Here is a 13,738-nt window from a genome sequence, read left to right as displayed (position 1 = left end):
AGGCCTTATTTCCTAATTCTACGCTGAGTCAACTGATTCCGTATCACTCAATCCCTAAAATCTCGCGAATGTCCTCAACCGTCAAATTCGCTCGGCTTTCATTACCATCAAGGACTGTTTTGACAAGGTTCTTTTTATTTTCTTGCAATTCTTGAATCTTCTCTTCGATTGTCCCTCTAGTAATCAGGCGATAGCATTCAACCTTTTCAGTCTGCCCCATGCGATGAGCCCGACTGATAGCCTGAGCTTCCACGGCAGGATTCCACCAAAGATCGACTAGGATGACTGTGTCTGCACCTGTCAAATTCAAGCCAACGCCACCTGCTTTCAAGGAAATGAGAAAGGCATCTCGACTTCCTGCATTGAAGGCCTGTGTCATTTCTTGGCGTTGGTTAGCAGGGGTTGAACCAGTCAGAGTATAGGATGTCATCCCAATTTCTATCAGCTGTTCTTCTATTTTTTCCAGCATATTTCTGAATTGGGAGAATATCAAGACCCTGTGTTCACCTTCTTTTAGCTGCAAGAGTAATTCTTTCAAACTATTAAGTTTGCCACTTTCACCACTAAACTCTTCCATGAAAAGGCTGGGGGTATCGCAGATTTGACGTAAGCGAGTAATTCCTGATAGGATTTCTATCTTGCTACGATTGATTTGAGCATCATCTGCGCCAGCTATTTGAGTCCGCATTTGTTGAAGCTGGGCCAGGTAGATGGCTTTTTGTTCATCTGTCAGTTCATTAAGTACATTGACTTCTATCAAATCAGGCAATTCCTGAAGAACGTCTTCCTTATGACGTCTGAGAACGAAGGGTTGAATGGTCCGCGCAATGTCCTTGGCTGCTAATTTACCGAAGTCTTGTTTGCCTGGCAATAAACCTGGTAAGACAATTTGGAAAATAGACCAGAGTTCCGTCAAATGGTTTTCAATCGGCGTACCTGAGAGGGCAAAGCAATTCCCAACCTCAAACTCACGCAGGAGCTGTGCAATCTTAGATTGGGCATTTTTCATGACCTGTGCCTCATCCAAAATGAGGTAGTCAAAGCGTTCCTGTCTATAGAGCGCGACATCCTGTCTGAAGGATGGATAGGAGGTAACTAAGACTTGGTGACCATTGGCAATGACCTCTTCACGCTGTTCCTTGTTTCCATGGACAACTGCCACATCTAAACTTGGAGCAAACCGCTTGCACTCATCTAACCAGTTATAAATCAAGCTGGACGGTGCCAATATTAAAACTTTGGAATCTTTTGTCATCCGACTGGACAGAAAGGCGATAGTTTGCAAGGTCTTTCCAAGCCCCATGTCGTCAGCTAAAATTCCACCAAAACCATACGTATCCAGCATAGTCAACCACTTAAGCCCGGTCTGCTGATAATCCCTAAGCGACGTTGTTACTTCCACATCAGGAAGCGGGAACAAATCTGGCTGAGCTAGATAGCTTGCCATTTCCTCAAATTCCTTGGAGAAACTGACTTGGTTGAATTGTGACAAGGATTGAGCCAATTGGTAACCGGCAAGAGCATGGACTTGTACCTGCCCCTCCTTACCATGACGGGCCCGCAGATAGACTAGGGTTTGACTGATTTTCTTGGTTTCCTCATCAAAAACAAATACCTTACCACTCGGGCTAGTATAGTGGTCCTCTTGATTCAGCAAGGCTGTAATCGCCTGATCGATTTCAGATTGTTCAATACCTGATAAGTCAAACGAAATATCCAAAAGTGAGCCGTTACGTACAATTTCTAATTGAGGTTTGGCTTCAATATATAAAGCCTGGAGCCTTTCTGCTAGATAAACCTGCCCCATTTTTTGTAATATAGGCAATTGTTGTTGGAAAAATGGATAGAGCTCCTGCTGACTAAGAGCCGCTCTCTGGGCATGATATGCCCCCCTAAAGCCAGCTAGACGAATAGCCTGATAGACCCTCTCCAAATGTTGGAAATGGCTGGCAAAAGGCAGGAGAGCTAAATCCTCCTCACTCCTTACCTTACGTCCATCAAAATCCAAAACCAATTGGAGTGATAAACTTTCATTTGTCTCCATCTGAATATGAAATTCTGGCTTGAAATCATGAATGATGAAGCGTTTAGGTGCCTTAACAGTCCCAATTGTCTGCAAATCCAACAAGCTTAAAGCCAAACGATTTTGGTCAGGGAAATCTACCTGCACCTTTCTCAAACCTGATTCAGTTGGAACAAGTTCGGAAATTTGGTAAATCAGATGTTCTTGATGGCGATTGACACTATAAACCGTGCCATTTACTAAGAGATAACGCCCATGAAAAAGAGGTCGGACTGGTTTTTCGTGAATAACCATTTCAATCATCTGCGTGTGAACGGTCACCTCAAAATGATAGAGTCCTTCCTCCCCTGTCAACGGAAGAACTATCAAGGAGGAATAGGACTGCTGTTGATAGGAAAAGTTAAAATGTTCTAGCTGATTTAACAGCTCCAACCCCTCCTCAAAATAGGCTTGTGGCAGACGAAAATGTCGTCCAAAATGAGTAAGAATATCCGAATCTATACCAACTTTCTCTGGTACCAAGGCCCAGAGAAAATCCAGGAGAGCCTGACTTGGTTCATCAAAATTTTCATAAGTAACTTGCTCATAATAATTTTTCCCTATTTGATAGTGACCGTTGGCTTTCACAATGCGCAAAAAAGCTCCGATGTCCCGCACAATGTACGAACGTGTATCTGGCAAGCGGGTAATTTTCAAGGTCCAATCTATCTGACGATCATAGGGCAATAAGCTCCCTTCAACTGATAACTGATACTTAAGCCCCAGTTCTGGTTCTGGTCGCAAAATTTCATCTAAAAAGAGACCGCCAAAATAAGTCCGACGGACGGTTTCCTTATGTTGTTCACCATCTTCTTTCAAAGACTGCTTCATATCCTTGCCCGAGGCATCATTTTTTAAAAAATACTCCGTGGCAGCTAGGTGTTGACAGTAGCCCTTACTTTGAAATAACTGGCAACTACACTGTAAATCGCTATCTGCATCGCCGTAAGTGAAGCGCTCACCAGCAATATCCAGCACCATCTTTCCATTCTCACTATGAAGAACAGTCAGTTTCCCAGCCTCGTACAAATCAATTCCTTCTTGGCGAATCCGCCCTGGCATCATGCGACCCATTCTAACTCCTTTATCCTTCAACCAATCATCAGCTCTTCTGTAAAATATATCTAATACTCTTCGAAAATCAAAATTATCCGTTGTCAACTTGCCTTGATGAACTCCAGTTCTATCTTCGACTTCGTTTCCTAGGCTACTTTTGATTTTCATTGAGTATAAAATATTATCTTTTCATTATAGCATATTTTCAATTTGAATTGTTTAAATAGGTATCAAAAAAACACCAGCTGGTAAACTGATGTCTCTAATGAATAGCTAAATAATAAATCGTTGCCTGCCACATTTTCAAGATTGTTTTTCTGCTTTTCCAAAGCCAAAATAGAGCAAATAGCAGGAAAACAACTGCCACTACTACGTTAATCAAGCCTTTTCCACCCAAGAAAAACTTGAAAAAGAAGACGGTCACACAAGTAAGCAAGGCAAGGAGTAAGATATGAATCAGAACTCCCAACCAACCTAGCCAATAGCGAAGGCCAAAAGGAGGGTGTTTCTTTTCATCGAAGTCTGCTAGACCAGTCAAAAACTCAACCAAGATTTCACCGATTATTTCCATATGGTCGGTCCCCCTATTTCATCTGCTGATAATACTTAGTCCGTCGAATTAAGGTTTTGATAGCCCTAGCCAGTAGAATCGTCAACACACTTGCTCCAAATACCAAGAAAAGAAAGATGCCAACCAAGAACCTGTCAAAATGGTTGAAAACCATGATGGATCCAGCTGCGTAGGTTACAAAATAAACCAAAAGAGTCACTAAAAATACCAATATACACGCAAAGACTCCAAACCAGTAACGAAGACCAAAGGGCTTGTACTGCTTATCTTCATAGTCTACTAGTAGAAGAACAGGAACTGTTAGAAATGCAAACAACATTAGAATGACATTGCCCGCTATCATGGAATCACCTCCTTTTTTTCATTGTAGCATTTTTTACATGGTATGCAAAGAAAAAAGAGGTTGCCCTCTTTTCATTTCTTACTTCCGTTTCCGTGCAATCAGATGAATCGGTGTTCCTTCAAAGACAAAGGCCTTGCGGATTTGATTTTCCAAGAAACGCATATAGGAGAAGTGCATGAGCTCTTCTTCGTTGACAAAAACCACAAAGGTCGGTGGCTTGGTCGCAACTTGAGTCGCGTAGAAAATCTTGAGACGTTTACCTTTATCAGTCGGTGTTGGATTGATAGCAATGGCATCCATGATGACATCGTTAAGCACAGCCGATGGAATACGGGTATTCTGGCTTTCACTGATAGCCTTGATCATCTCAGGCAACTTGTGCAAGCGTTGCTTGGTCAAGGCTGACACAAAGATAATCGGTGCATATGACAAATACTGGAATTGATCACGAATATCGTCTTCCCACTGCTTCATGGTGTGGTTGTCTTTTTCAAGCGTGTCCCACTTGTTGACTACGATAATCATTCCCTTACCAGCCTCATGGGCAAAACCGGCGATGCGTTTGTCATACTCACGAATACCCTCTTCAGCATTGATGACCATCAATATGACATCGGAACGTTCAATGGCACGCATGGCACGCATAACAGAGTATTTCTCTGTATTTTCATAGACCTTACCAGATTTGCGCATACCTGCGGTGTCAATCATGGTAAACTCTTGGCCTTCTGGGTCTGTAAAGTGCGTATCAATGGCATCACGAGTCGTTCCAGCAACAGGTGAGGCAATCACACGCTCTTCACCCAAAATGGCATTAATCAAGCTTGATTTACCAACGTTTGGACGACCAATCAAGCTGAACTTGATAATATCTGGATTTTCTTCTGCTTCTTGGACTGGAAGATTTTCAATGATAGCATCCAGGACATCCCCTGTTCCGATACCGTGTACAGAAGATACTGGATAAGGATCGCCAAGACCGAGTGAATAGAAATCGTAGATGTCATTACGCATTTCAGGGTTATCGACTTTATTGACAACCAAAATAACTGGTTTGTTTGTCTTGTAAAGAATGCGCGATACATACTCGTCAGCATCCGTCACACCTTCTTTGCCTGATACGACAAAGACGATAACGTCTGCTTCATCCATAGCAATCTCAGCCTGATGCTTGATTTGCTCCATGAAAGGTGCATCCACATCATCAATACCGCCTGTATCAATCAAGGAAAACTTACGATTCAGCCACTCACCAGTAGCATAAATACGGTCGCGGGTCACACCTTCAACGTCTTCTACGATAGAAATGCGTTCCCCCGCAATACGGTTAAATAAGGTTGATTTACCAACATTGGGACGTCCAACGATGGCGATAGTTGGTAGAGCCATAGCTCCTCCTCTTCTACTTACAATAATTTATTTTTTTCTAATACAGCCCTCGTTTCAGGCTGCTCTGGCTGACCAAACTGGGCAACCATACGCTCCGACCAGGTTTCTGTCTGACGGGCACCTGCATAGTCTGTCTGAACTTGGTCGTAGGCTTGGATTACTTCCACGCCTTGCTCCACATATTCTTCCTGAAAGACAATGGTTTCACTTGCCAAACGTGGTTTGACAGGATGGTTTTGGGCTGGTCGACCCAGGGCAATACAGAAAATTGGATAGGTATAATCTGGCAAGTTGAACAGCTCTGCTATTGCCAAGGCCTTATGGCGAATCATACCGATGAAGACACCACCATAACCCAGGCTTTCAGCTGCTAAAAGGGCATTTTGCCCTGCCAGGCTCGCGTCAACAGAAGAAATCAGGAGATTCTCTGTTCCTTTGGCCTCAAAGTCTGAACCATGGAGTTGAGCCGCCTTGCTGGCACGATTATGGTCGCCCACAAAAACCAGAATGGCCTGAGCTTGTAAAATAGCTGGCTGGGGCACCAAATCATAGAGAGCCTGTTTTTTCTCCTCTGACTGCACCACAATGATGGAATAAGACTGGAAATTCTTCCAGCTAGAGGCCGCTCGCCCAGCTGAAATAATAGCTTGCAGATGTTCCGCCTCAATCGGCTCTTCCGTAAAACGACGGACGGAAGTATGGTTCAGCATCAAATCAATGGTTTCATTCATCGGCGGTTATTTCCTTTCAAATGCAAATCGCGAGCCAGATAGCGAATCCGCTCCATAACCCGTTTGGCCTGCCAGGTCTCATCACCAGACTTCCCAGAGGCGAAATGACGCTCCAAATCATCAAAGGAGAAATTGGACGTAAAGAAGGTCGGTAGATTTTCCTGCATGCGGTATTGAAGAATGACCTGCAGAACATCGTCACGTACCCACGGACTATGTTGTTCCGCTCCAATGTCATCTAGCACCAAGACCTGAGCCATCTTGATTTCATCAATCCGCTCCTTGACAGAACCATCTTTGATGGCATTTTTTATATCGACAACAAAGGTTGGATAGTGGAGCATGGTGGTTGATTGAAGATGAGTTTTGGATAACAAATTGGCTAAATAAGCCATCAAATAACTTTTTCCAATACCGAAGTTACCATAGATGTAAAGACCTTTTGGTTTTTCTTCAAAGCGTTTAACAAAATCCGCAATGGCTAACATGACTTCCACACGATTTTCATCGCTCTTATCAATATCCGCCACGGTTACATTTTTCAAACTTGCCGGCATATTAATGAGCTGGATACGGTTCTTGATGGCTTCCAAACGACGGTATTCGACCAATTCTTCTGTCTCAAGATAAGAAACATCCGCGTAGCCCTCATTCATAACCAAAACTGGTTGATACCCCTTAGCAATATAGGCTTGGTCTTGCTTGACAAAGAGGTCCCGCTGGCTGATATATTCCAAAAACTTAGAAATGGAGAGGGTGATTTCCTGCTGGGTCAAGCCTTCTTTTTTGATAAAAGCAGCGACTTCAGGATCACTCACTATCTCCTGATAGAGTTGCTGATAAGATTTTGGACTTGGATTGGTTGTTTGCGACAACCTGTCTTGAACTGATTTCATCAGCTACCTCCTTTGTTTTCCATTTCTTCTAATTCGCGATAAAGAGCAGCTAATCTAGCTTGACCTTCCGCCGTTTGTCCTTGTTGAACCTCTTCCTTACTCCAGTCAGGTACATTGCTTTTCTGTGGCTGGCTCGGCTTGGTGACAGCTTGACCAGTCTTCAACTCTCTTAGGTAAAGAACAGCTGCCTCCGCACTGCCAATTCCCTTGTAGGAAAAATCATTGCCCAGCTTCATAGCGTATTTTTCATTCAGATTGGCTGAGTCCACCTTGTTAAAGGTATAGAGGACCAAGACATTGATAACTTCATCAAGCAGACCCAAATTTGCCAAATCCGTCAAGCATTTTCGTTCTGTTGCGGTCACTGCTGCCTTCCGTTGCTCCTTGATAAAGGACAAGAAGGTTAGGCTGGATTTTGATTTCGCTTCACGAACAATGGCTTGTTCTTGGGCAGTGAGGTTGGCGCTTTCTGTTGGCAATGACTGACGTGACTGCTGCAAGCGTTTGGTCGAGATCGTCTGTCCAATAGCTGTTGCTTTAGCCTGACGATAGGTTTCCAACCAGGTCCAGCCTGCCTGCTCTGCTATGTAACTAAGCGCAATAATATCCTCAGCTTCATCCTGAAAAAGAAGCTTATCTTTAGCCATTAATGCCTTAAAGGCAGACCAGTCAAAATCATGTTTCGGTTCAAAAACAACTGGAGCCTGCCCATCCATGGTAAAGACCTGAGAAAATGTTTTTGAGATATTCTGTTCCTGATTGGGTAGGTGAACAAGCAGATTCTCCATGCTTGACTCCCCAATCTTCCTCGCCAACAAGTTCTTATACAAGGGTTTCGCTAGAAAACTTCTTACGGTCAGAGGGGCTTGTAGCGCCAAACCTGTTAATTCATCTGCACGATAGAGTTCTAGGAGCCCCATGGCAGTCAGAACATCCAGAGCCTTCTCCAAACGATGCATCCCAAAATCCATGTGATTGAGAATGACAGTCCATTTGTAACGGCCTTGCCCTTGATCGGCAAAACTATAAAAGTAATAATAAAGCGCTAATGCATCAAAACCGATAATCGGCTGGTAGCATTGGCTAAGACTGACAATATCAGGTGTAAACGGGCTGATTTTTATATAGGCAAATAAATCATTTGGTTTCATCTTTTTTTCCCGGTTTTACCTTACTTCCTTTGGAAATCATCTGCTTAAGCAAATTTTCTAGCTCTCCAACATCTTTGAAAGAACGATAAACCGATGCAAAACGCACATAGGTGATTTCATCCAATTCGACCAATTCTTCCATTACCAAATTCCCAATGACATCGGATTCTATTTCACTATCACCTTGTGCTCGCACCTTCTGTTCAATCCGATTCACCACTTCATCAATATCATCGGTTGACACAGGGCGCTTTTGAGCAGAACGAATAATCCCATTGAAAATCTTTTCACGTGAAAACTGCTCTCTAGTCCCGTCTTTTTTCACAACGACTAGAGTTTTCTCTTCAATCCGTTCATAGGTGGTAAAACGTTGACCACATTGGTCGCAGGAACGACGACGACGGATGGTATTGCCATCTTCAGCCTGACGACTATCAATGACACTTGATTTCAAACTCTGACATTTTGGACAACGCATACTCTTTCTCCTACATAAACTTTATCACTTCAGTATAGCATAAAAATGACAAAAATAAAAGAAAGCGAGAATTACTCACTTTCTACCAATAATTCATCTTGCTTCTTCAATCGACTGGCAACCCATTCACGAACCAGGCGGTAGACAACCGCAAAAATTGGGGTAAAGAAGACCATACCAAGTAGGCCAAACAAATTACCACCAATCAAGGCTGCAGCCAGGGTAAATAGAGTCGGAAGACCAACTGATTGACCAACCACGCGCGGATAGATAACATTTCCTTCTATCAGCTGAATAATCTGGAAAAGGGCGATAGACCAGAGTGCCAAGAGCGGATTTTGCACCGCCACAAAGAGAGCACTAATCAAACATGCTGAAAAGGGACCGATATAAGGTACAAATGATAGGACCCCAGCCAAAATACCAGCCATGCTGGCATAAGGAATTCCTGAGAGCGAATAACTAACAAAGACAAGTATCCCAATGATACACGCTTCAACAATTTGACTCATCAAGAATCGGTCATAGGTATCAACAATAACTTCTCCAATATAGTTCACTACTCTGACAGCCTTCTCCGGCAAGGTAGCCTGCAAGAACTTTCTCGTCATCGCCTGCAAGTGTTCCTTGCTCCCTAAAATCGCTAGAGTGAAGAAGAAAGCCATTATCAACGTCATAGTGTTCGAAAAAATCCCCGTCACATTGGACACCAAGCCAGATAAAATCGGTGTGACCAAACTTGAAATAAGTGTTAAATTCTTCAACTGATCCAAAAAGCTGGCAATCTGGTCTCCGATTTGTCCCGACAAAAGACCATTTGATTCAAGAAAATTAGTTAGGGCATTTACCGATTTTGGAATGGCTGTGCTACTAACCGAAACCAGTTCTGAAACAGTCGTCACCAATGTAGGAAGAACAATCACCACCAGTCCTGTCACAATTAAAGCAAATCCAATTAATACTCCAACAATTGCCAAAGACCGCTTGGATTTCTTTAAAAAAGAAATTTTTTCAAACTGATCTTCTAATTTTTTCATGGGAACATTGAGAATAAAGGCAAAAATAGCTCCAATAAAAAGCGAGTTCATACTGCCTAATAATTGTTGAATAGCCCCATAAATACTAGACCAGTTGAGAACAGCTAACAATGTCGCTCCAGATAAGAGTATCAATATGACTTTTTCTTTAAATGATGTATTCATAACTTTTCCATTCTTACTTATTGGCTATTATTTTATCACACGCTTATAGAAAAAGAAAGAGGGAAAGCTTCCCTCCTCTCTACTCTAAATCAATCGCGCATGGCATATCCGACACCACGAACTGTTTTTATATATGAATCTTGATGTGGCAAATCCAGTTTACCACGTAGATAGCGAATATATACATCGACGACATTGGTCTCAGAAGCCGCTTCATATTTCCAAACACGCTCAAGAAGTTGTTCTCGACTAACAGGCTCTGGGCTATTCATTAAGGTCGCCAACAGATCATACTCTCGGCGGGTCAAATTAATCAATTCATCACCTCGTGTCACTGTTCGATTTTGAAAATCAACCTTCAAATCACGATAGGCCGCATGCATGTGAACCTGTTTACAGTTATTGTCAATAAAATCACGACCACGAAAAATCGCAGAGATTTGCTCCACTAAATCACTGATGACAAAGGGCTTCACTACATAGGAAACAGCATAAGAGAGGACTTCTTCCCCATATTGACTAACTTCTGTCGGCTCAACTACCACAATCATGACCGTGGCTGGTTTTATCGCTAATAGTTCTGCAGCCAATTCCTTGCTGGACATGTCTGAAAGCTGAAAACTCATCAGAATCAAGTCAAAATCCGTTTCATGTGCCAAGGACATAGCCTCTTTCCCTGTCGATGCATAATCAACAAGATAGTCTTTTTTCTGCAATTCCATGGAAACAAAATGCGAGAGATTGCGTTCTTTACCAGCAATCAAAATTTTCTTAGCCATTGTCCATCCTTTTCTATTCTTTCAAATGGTGTAGGAATCGTATTATGACTAGAAAGAAGGGCGCTTCCACGCCCATCTTTTCTATTTTGATTCGCTATACCAGTCGTAATGGAAGATTCCTTCTTTATCTTTACGGTTATAAGTGTGAGCACCAAAGTAGTCACGTTGTGCTTGAATCAAGTTCGCTGGCAAGTTTTCAGCACGGTAGCTATCGAAGTAGGTAATAGCTGCTGAGAATGTTGGTACAGGAACTCCTGCTTGAACTGCCAAGGCAACAACATCACGAACTGCCTGTTGATACTTAGCTGTTACATCAAGGAAGTACTCATCCAAGAGCAAGTTCGCCAAGTCTTCATCACGTCCGTAGGCATCTGTGATTTTTTGCAAGAAGCGAGCGCGGATGATACAACCTGCACGCCAGATTTTTGCGATTTCACCAAATGGCAAGTTCCAGTTGTTTTCTTTTGATGCTACGCGCAACTGTGCAAAACCTTGTGCATAAGACATGATTTTTGAGAAGTACAATGCTTGACGGATTTTTTCTACCAATTCAGCCTTGTCGCCTTCGTATGCAAACGGAGCTGGTTTTGGAAGGACCTTGCTTGCTGTCACACGCTCATCTTTATAAGTTGAGATATAACGAGCAAATACAGATTCTGTAATCAATGACAGTGGCACACCCAAGTCAAGTGATGATTGGCTTGTCCATTTACCAGTTCCCTTATTACCAGCCGCATCCAAAATGTAGTCAACGATTGGTCCATCTTGACCTTGGTCGTCTTTACGTTTCAAAATATCTGCTGTGATTTCAATCAAGTAGCTATCCAATTCGCCTTTGTTCCACTCGGTAAAGATGTCAGCCATTTCATCCACTGACAAACCGAGCAAGTGTTGCATGAGGTCATAAGACTCCGCAATCAATTGCATGTCGCCATACTCGATACCGTTGTGTACCATTTTTACGTAGTGACCAGCTCCATCTGGACCGATATAAGTCACACATGGTGCTCCATCTTCTGGTGCTTTTGCTGAAATTTCTTCCAAGACATCTGCCACCAATTCGTAAGCTTCTTTTTGACCACCAGGCATGATAGATGGACCTTCAAGGGCTCCTTTTTCACCACCAGATACACCTGTACCGATGAAGTTAATACCTGAGTTTGCCAATTCTTTTGAACGACGGATAGTGTCTTCGTAGAAAGTATTACCACCATCGATCAAGATGTCGCCTTCATCCAAGTGTGGCAAGAGCGCTTGAATGGTTGCATCTGTACCAGGACCAGCTTGAACCATAAGCATAATGCGACGTGGTTTTTCGATTGATGCCACAAAGCTTTCCACATCGTAACTTGGTACCAAGTTTTTACCTGGGTTGCTTGCAACAACATCTTCTGTTTTATCAGCAGAGCGGTTGTAAATGGCTACTGAATAGCCACGTGATTCAACGTTAAGCGCAAGGTTGCGGCCCATAACGGCCATCCCTACAACACCAAAATTTGCTTTAGTCATTTGTTTACTCCTCTAATTTGTATCTCTTTTATTATACACCGAAAGCTTAAAATTGACAAGAATTTTCAGATAATTTAACTATCTTGCCAATCTGAGTTAGTCCTCATCGCCAAATAACCCTTGTAATTGGGCAAAAGGACTATTGGCTTCTTTTTTCTCTTGAGCTTTTTGTTGAAAATCTTCCTCAGTCATTAAAGCCCAAGCTTGACCAGATGGTAGTTCCTGTCCAGCTTCTTCTTCAGGTGTCAAGACTTTGATTGGTATAGCCAATAAAATATTATCTGCTACACTCTCATCAAGAACAATGTGGTCATCTTCTACTACCAGTACCATATCCTCATCAATCAAATCTTGTTCTTTAAGAACTGCTTCATTGGCAACAAAGAGTTCATTGACGTTTTGGACCTCATGCAAAACAACTGGTTGCAGAGAACGACTGGATGCCAAGGTAATATCATAAGTCATCTGATAGTCCAAGAAAAAGAAACCTGATTCAAAACGGATATTTCCAGTGACTTGGACTGGCGACAAGCCTAGAACTTCACCATTTCGAGCTTGCAATTCTTCCTGTAAATCCAAGGTTTTATCAAAGGAGATTCCATCTGGATTTTTCTGAATATCGTAAATATGAAACATTGTATTCCCCTATTCAGCTAGTTCTGTAATGTAGTTATAGACTTCTTGTCCAGCAACTGCACCATTTCCAACTGCCGTTGCAATCTGACGAAGTTGATTTTGACGAATATCACCGATGGCATAGATGCCTGATTGAGTCGTCTCCATCTTTTCATTAGTGATAACCCAACCAGCTTCGTCTGTAATTCCTAGGTCTGCAACTGTATCAGTCATCGGATCCAGACCGACATAGATAAAGACACCACCGAAATCAAGTTCACTGACTTCTTCAGTTTTCACATTTTTGATAACCACGCTTTGTACACGTAAGTCATCCCCCTTGATTTCTTCGACTACGCTATCCCAGATGAAGTTAATTTTTTCATTGGCAAAGGCGCGATCTTGGATAACTTTTTGAGCACGAAGTTGGTCACGTCGATGAACAATCGTCACAGATTCCGCAAATTGTGTCAAGAAGAGCGCTTCTTCAACGGCAGAATCTCCACCACCGACAACCAAGAGTTTTTGTCCACGGAAGAAGGCACCGTCACAGACTGCACAATATGAGACACCACGGCTATTGTAAGTATCCTCACCTGGAATACCTAACAAACGGTGTTTTGCCCCCATGGCTAGAACGACTGTCTTTGTCTCCAAAACACCATCCTCAGTAATCACTTTCTTAATTTGTCCTTCTTCTTCAATACGGACTAGGGTGCCAAAAATATGGTCCACACCGAATTTTTCCAAGGGTTCAAACATTTTTTCAGCCAAGGCTGGACCTGAAATATGGTCATAGCCTGGATAGTTTTCAATTTCCGCGGTATTGTTCATCTGACCACCATAAATACCACGTTCCAAAAGAGCTACCTTTAAATTGCTACGCCCTGCATAAAGAGCTGCAGTCATCCCCGCAGGACCCGCACCAATTACAACTGTATCGTACATATACTTTT

Annotated in this window: 13 protein-coding genes; all 13 read right to left on the bottom strand. The window is 42.6% G+C overall.

Annotated features, from left to right (window positions below; all coding sequences use genetic code 11):
* Positions 1-43 precede the first annotated feature (43 nt).
* The 13 genes from ODU41_RS01510 to trxB all read right to left on the bottom strand — a co-directional run bounded on the left by ODU41_RS01510 (position 44) and on the right by trxB (position 13,730).
* Positions 44-3,136, bottom strand: a complete 3,093-nt coding sequence (locus ODU41_RS01510) for a DEAD/DEAH box helicase (protein ID WP_044684116.1) — start codon at positions 3,134-3,136, stop codon at positions 44-46.
* A gap of 244 nt (positions 3,137-3,380) precedes the next feature.
* Positions 3,381-3,689, bottom strand: a complete 309-nt coding sequence (locus ODU41_RS01505) for a hypothetical protein (protein ID WP_024415267.1) — start codon at positions 3,687-3,689, stop codon at positions 3,381-3,383.
* Between the two features lie 13 nt (positions 3,690-3,702).
* Positions 3,703-4,032 (bottom strand): hypothetical protein, encoded by a 330-nt coding sequence (locus ODU41_RS01500; protein WP_044684117.1) that lies wholly within the window; start codon positions 4,030-4,032, stop codon positions 3,703-3,705.
* Positions 4,033-4,110: 78 nt separating this feature from the next.
* Entirely contained in the window at positions 4,111-5,421 is a 1,311-nt protein-coding gene (gene der, locus ODU41_RS01495) for a ribosome biogenesis GTPase Der (RefSeq protein ID WP_044684118.1), read from the bottom strand.
* Between the two features lie 17 nt (positions 5,422-5,438).
* Entirely contained in the window at positions 5,439-6,152 is a 714-nt protein-coding gene (locus tag ODU41_RS01490) for an NADPH-dependent oxidoreductase (RefSeq protein ID WP_044684119.1), read from the bottom strand.
* Positions 6,149-7,048 carry a primosomal protein DnaI gene (gene dnaI / locus ODU41_RS01485; RefSeq protein ID WP_044684120.1) on the bottom strand — a complete coding sequence of 300 codons (900 nt, stop codon included), beginning with the start codon at positions 7,046-7,048 and terminating at the stop codon, positions 6,149-6,151. The genes ODU41_RS01490 and dnaI overlap by 4 nt, the downstream gene beginning before the upstream one ends.
* Positions 7,048-8,199, bottom strand: a complete 1,152-nt coding sequence (locus ODU41_RS01480) for a replication initiation/membrane attachment protein (RefSeq protein WP_044684121.1) — start codon at positions 8,197-8,199, stop codon at positions 7,048-7,050. The genes dnaI and ODU41_RS01480 overlap by 1 nt, the downstream gene beginning before the upstream one ends.
* Positions 8,186-8,677, bottom strand: a complete 492-nt coding sequence (nrdR, locus tag ODU41_RS01475; protein ID WP_002938341.1) for a transcriptional regulator NrdR — start codon at positions 8,675-8,677, stop codon at positions 8,186-8,188. Before nrdR ends, ODU41_RS01480 begins: the two co-directional genes overlap by 14 nt.
* A 71-nt stretch (positions 8,678-8,748) precedes the next feature.
* The gene (locus tag ODU41_RS01470) at positions 8,749-9,879 is read right to left on the bottom strand and encodes an AI-2E family transporter (protein ID WP_024390116.1); all 1,131 of its coding nucleotides are present in this window, start codon (positions 9,877-9,879) and stop codon (positions 8,749-8,751) included.
* Between the two features lie 89 nt (positions 9,880-9,968).
* On the bottom strand, positions 9,969-10,658 hold the full coding sequence (locus ODU41_RS01465) for a DNA-binding response regulator (RefSeq protein WP_002942700.1): 690 nt from the start codon (positions 10,656-10,658) through the stop codon (positions 9,969-9,971).
* A gap of 81 nt (positions 10,659-10,739) precedes the next feature.
* Positions 10,740-12,167, bottom strand: a complete 1,428-nt coding sequence (gene gndA / locus ODU41_RS01460) for an NADP-dependent phosphogluconate dehydrogenase (protein ID WP_141597320.1) — start codon at positions 12,165-12,167, stop codon at positions 10,740-10,742.
* Between the two features lie 96 nt (positions 12,168-12,263).
* Positions 12,264-12,803, bottom strand: coding sequence for a DUF177 domain-containing protein (locus tag ODU41_RS01455; RefSeq protein ID WP_014736258.1), 540 nt, complete (start codon positions 12,801-12,803; stop codon positions 12,264-12,266).
* A gap of 9 nt (positions 12,804-12,812) precedes the next feature.
* Positions 12,813-13,730: a thioredoxin-disulfide reductase gene (gene trxB / locus ODU41_RS01450; protein WP_002942687.1), complete on the bottom strand. Its 918-nt coding sequence runs from the start codon at positions 13,728-13,730 to the stop codon at positions 12,813-12,815.
* Positions 13,731-13,738: the final 8 nt, after the last annotated feature.

Origin of the sequence: Streptococcus sp. 2022WUSS083, from assembly GCF_044427155.1 — a bacterium.
Lineage (GTDB): Bacteria > Bacillota > Bacilli > Lactobacillales > Streptococcaceae > Streptococcus > Streptococcus hashimotonensis.
Note: the sequence above shows the minus strand (reverse complement) of the source record. Positions and strands in the feature narration are given on the sequence as shown.

Excerpts from the sequence above, each read along its gene's own strand:
- ODU41_RS01510 (WP_044684116.1), bottom strand. The coding sequence starts at position 3,136 with ATGGGTCGCATGATGCCAGGGCGGATTCGCCAAGAAGGAATTGATTTG.
- ODU41_RS01505 (WP_024415267.1), bottom strand. The coding sequence starts at position 3,689 with ATGGAAATAATCGGTGAAATCTTGGTTGAGTTTTTGACTGGTCTAGCA.
- ODU41_RS01500 (WP_044684117.1), bottom strand. The coding sequence starts at position 4,032 with ATGATAGCGGGCAATGTCATTCTAATGTTGTTTGCATTTCTAACAGTT.
- der (WP_044684118.1), bottom strand. The coding sequence starts at position 5,421 with ATGGCTCTACCAACTATCGCCATCGTTGGACGTCCCAATGTTGGTAAA.
- ODU41_RS01490 (WP_044684119.1), bottom strand. The coding sequence starts at position 6,152 with ATGAATGAAACCATTGATTTGATGCTGAACCATACTTCCGTCCGTCGT.
- dnaI (WP_044684120.1), bottom strand. The coding sequence starts at position 7,048 with ATGAAATCAGTTCAAGACAGGTTGTCGCAAACAACCAATCCAAGTCCA.
- ODU41_RS01480 (WP_044684121.1), bottom strand. The coding sequence starts at position 8,199 with ATGAAACCAAATGATTTATTTGCCTATATAAAAATCAGCCCGTTTACA.
- nrdR (WP_002938341.1), bottom strand. The coding sequence starts at position 8,677 with ATGCGTTGTCCAAAATGTCAGAGTTTGAAATCAAGTGTCATTGATAGT.
- ODU41_RS01470 (WP_024390116.1), bottom strand. The coding sequence starts at position 9,879 with ATGAATACATCATTTAAAGAAAAAGTCATATTGATACTCTTATCTGGA.
- ODU41_RS01465 (WP_002942700.1), bottom strand. The coding sequence starts at position 10,658 with ATGGCTAAGAAAATTTTGATTGCTGGTAAAGAACGCAATCTCTCGCAT.
- gndA (WP_141597320.1), bottom strand. The coding sequence starts at position 12,167 with ATGACTAAAGCAAATTTTGGTGTTGTAGGGATGGCCGTTATGGGCCGC.
- ODU41_RS01455 (WP_014736258.1), bottom strand. The coding sequence starts at position 12,803 with ATGTTTCATATTTACGATATTCAGAAAAATCCAGATGGAATCTCCTTT.
- trxB (WP_002942687.1), bottom strand. The coding sequence starts at position 13,730 with ATGTACGATACAGTTGTAATTGGTGCGGGTCCTGCGGGGATGACTGCA.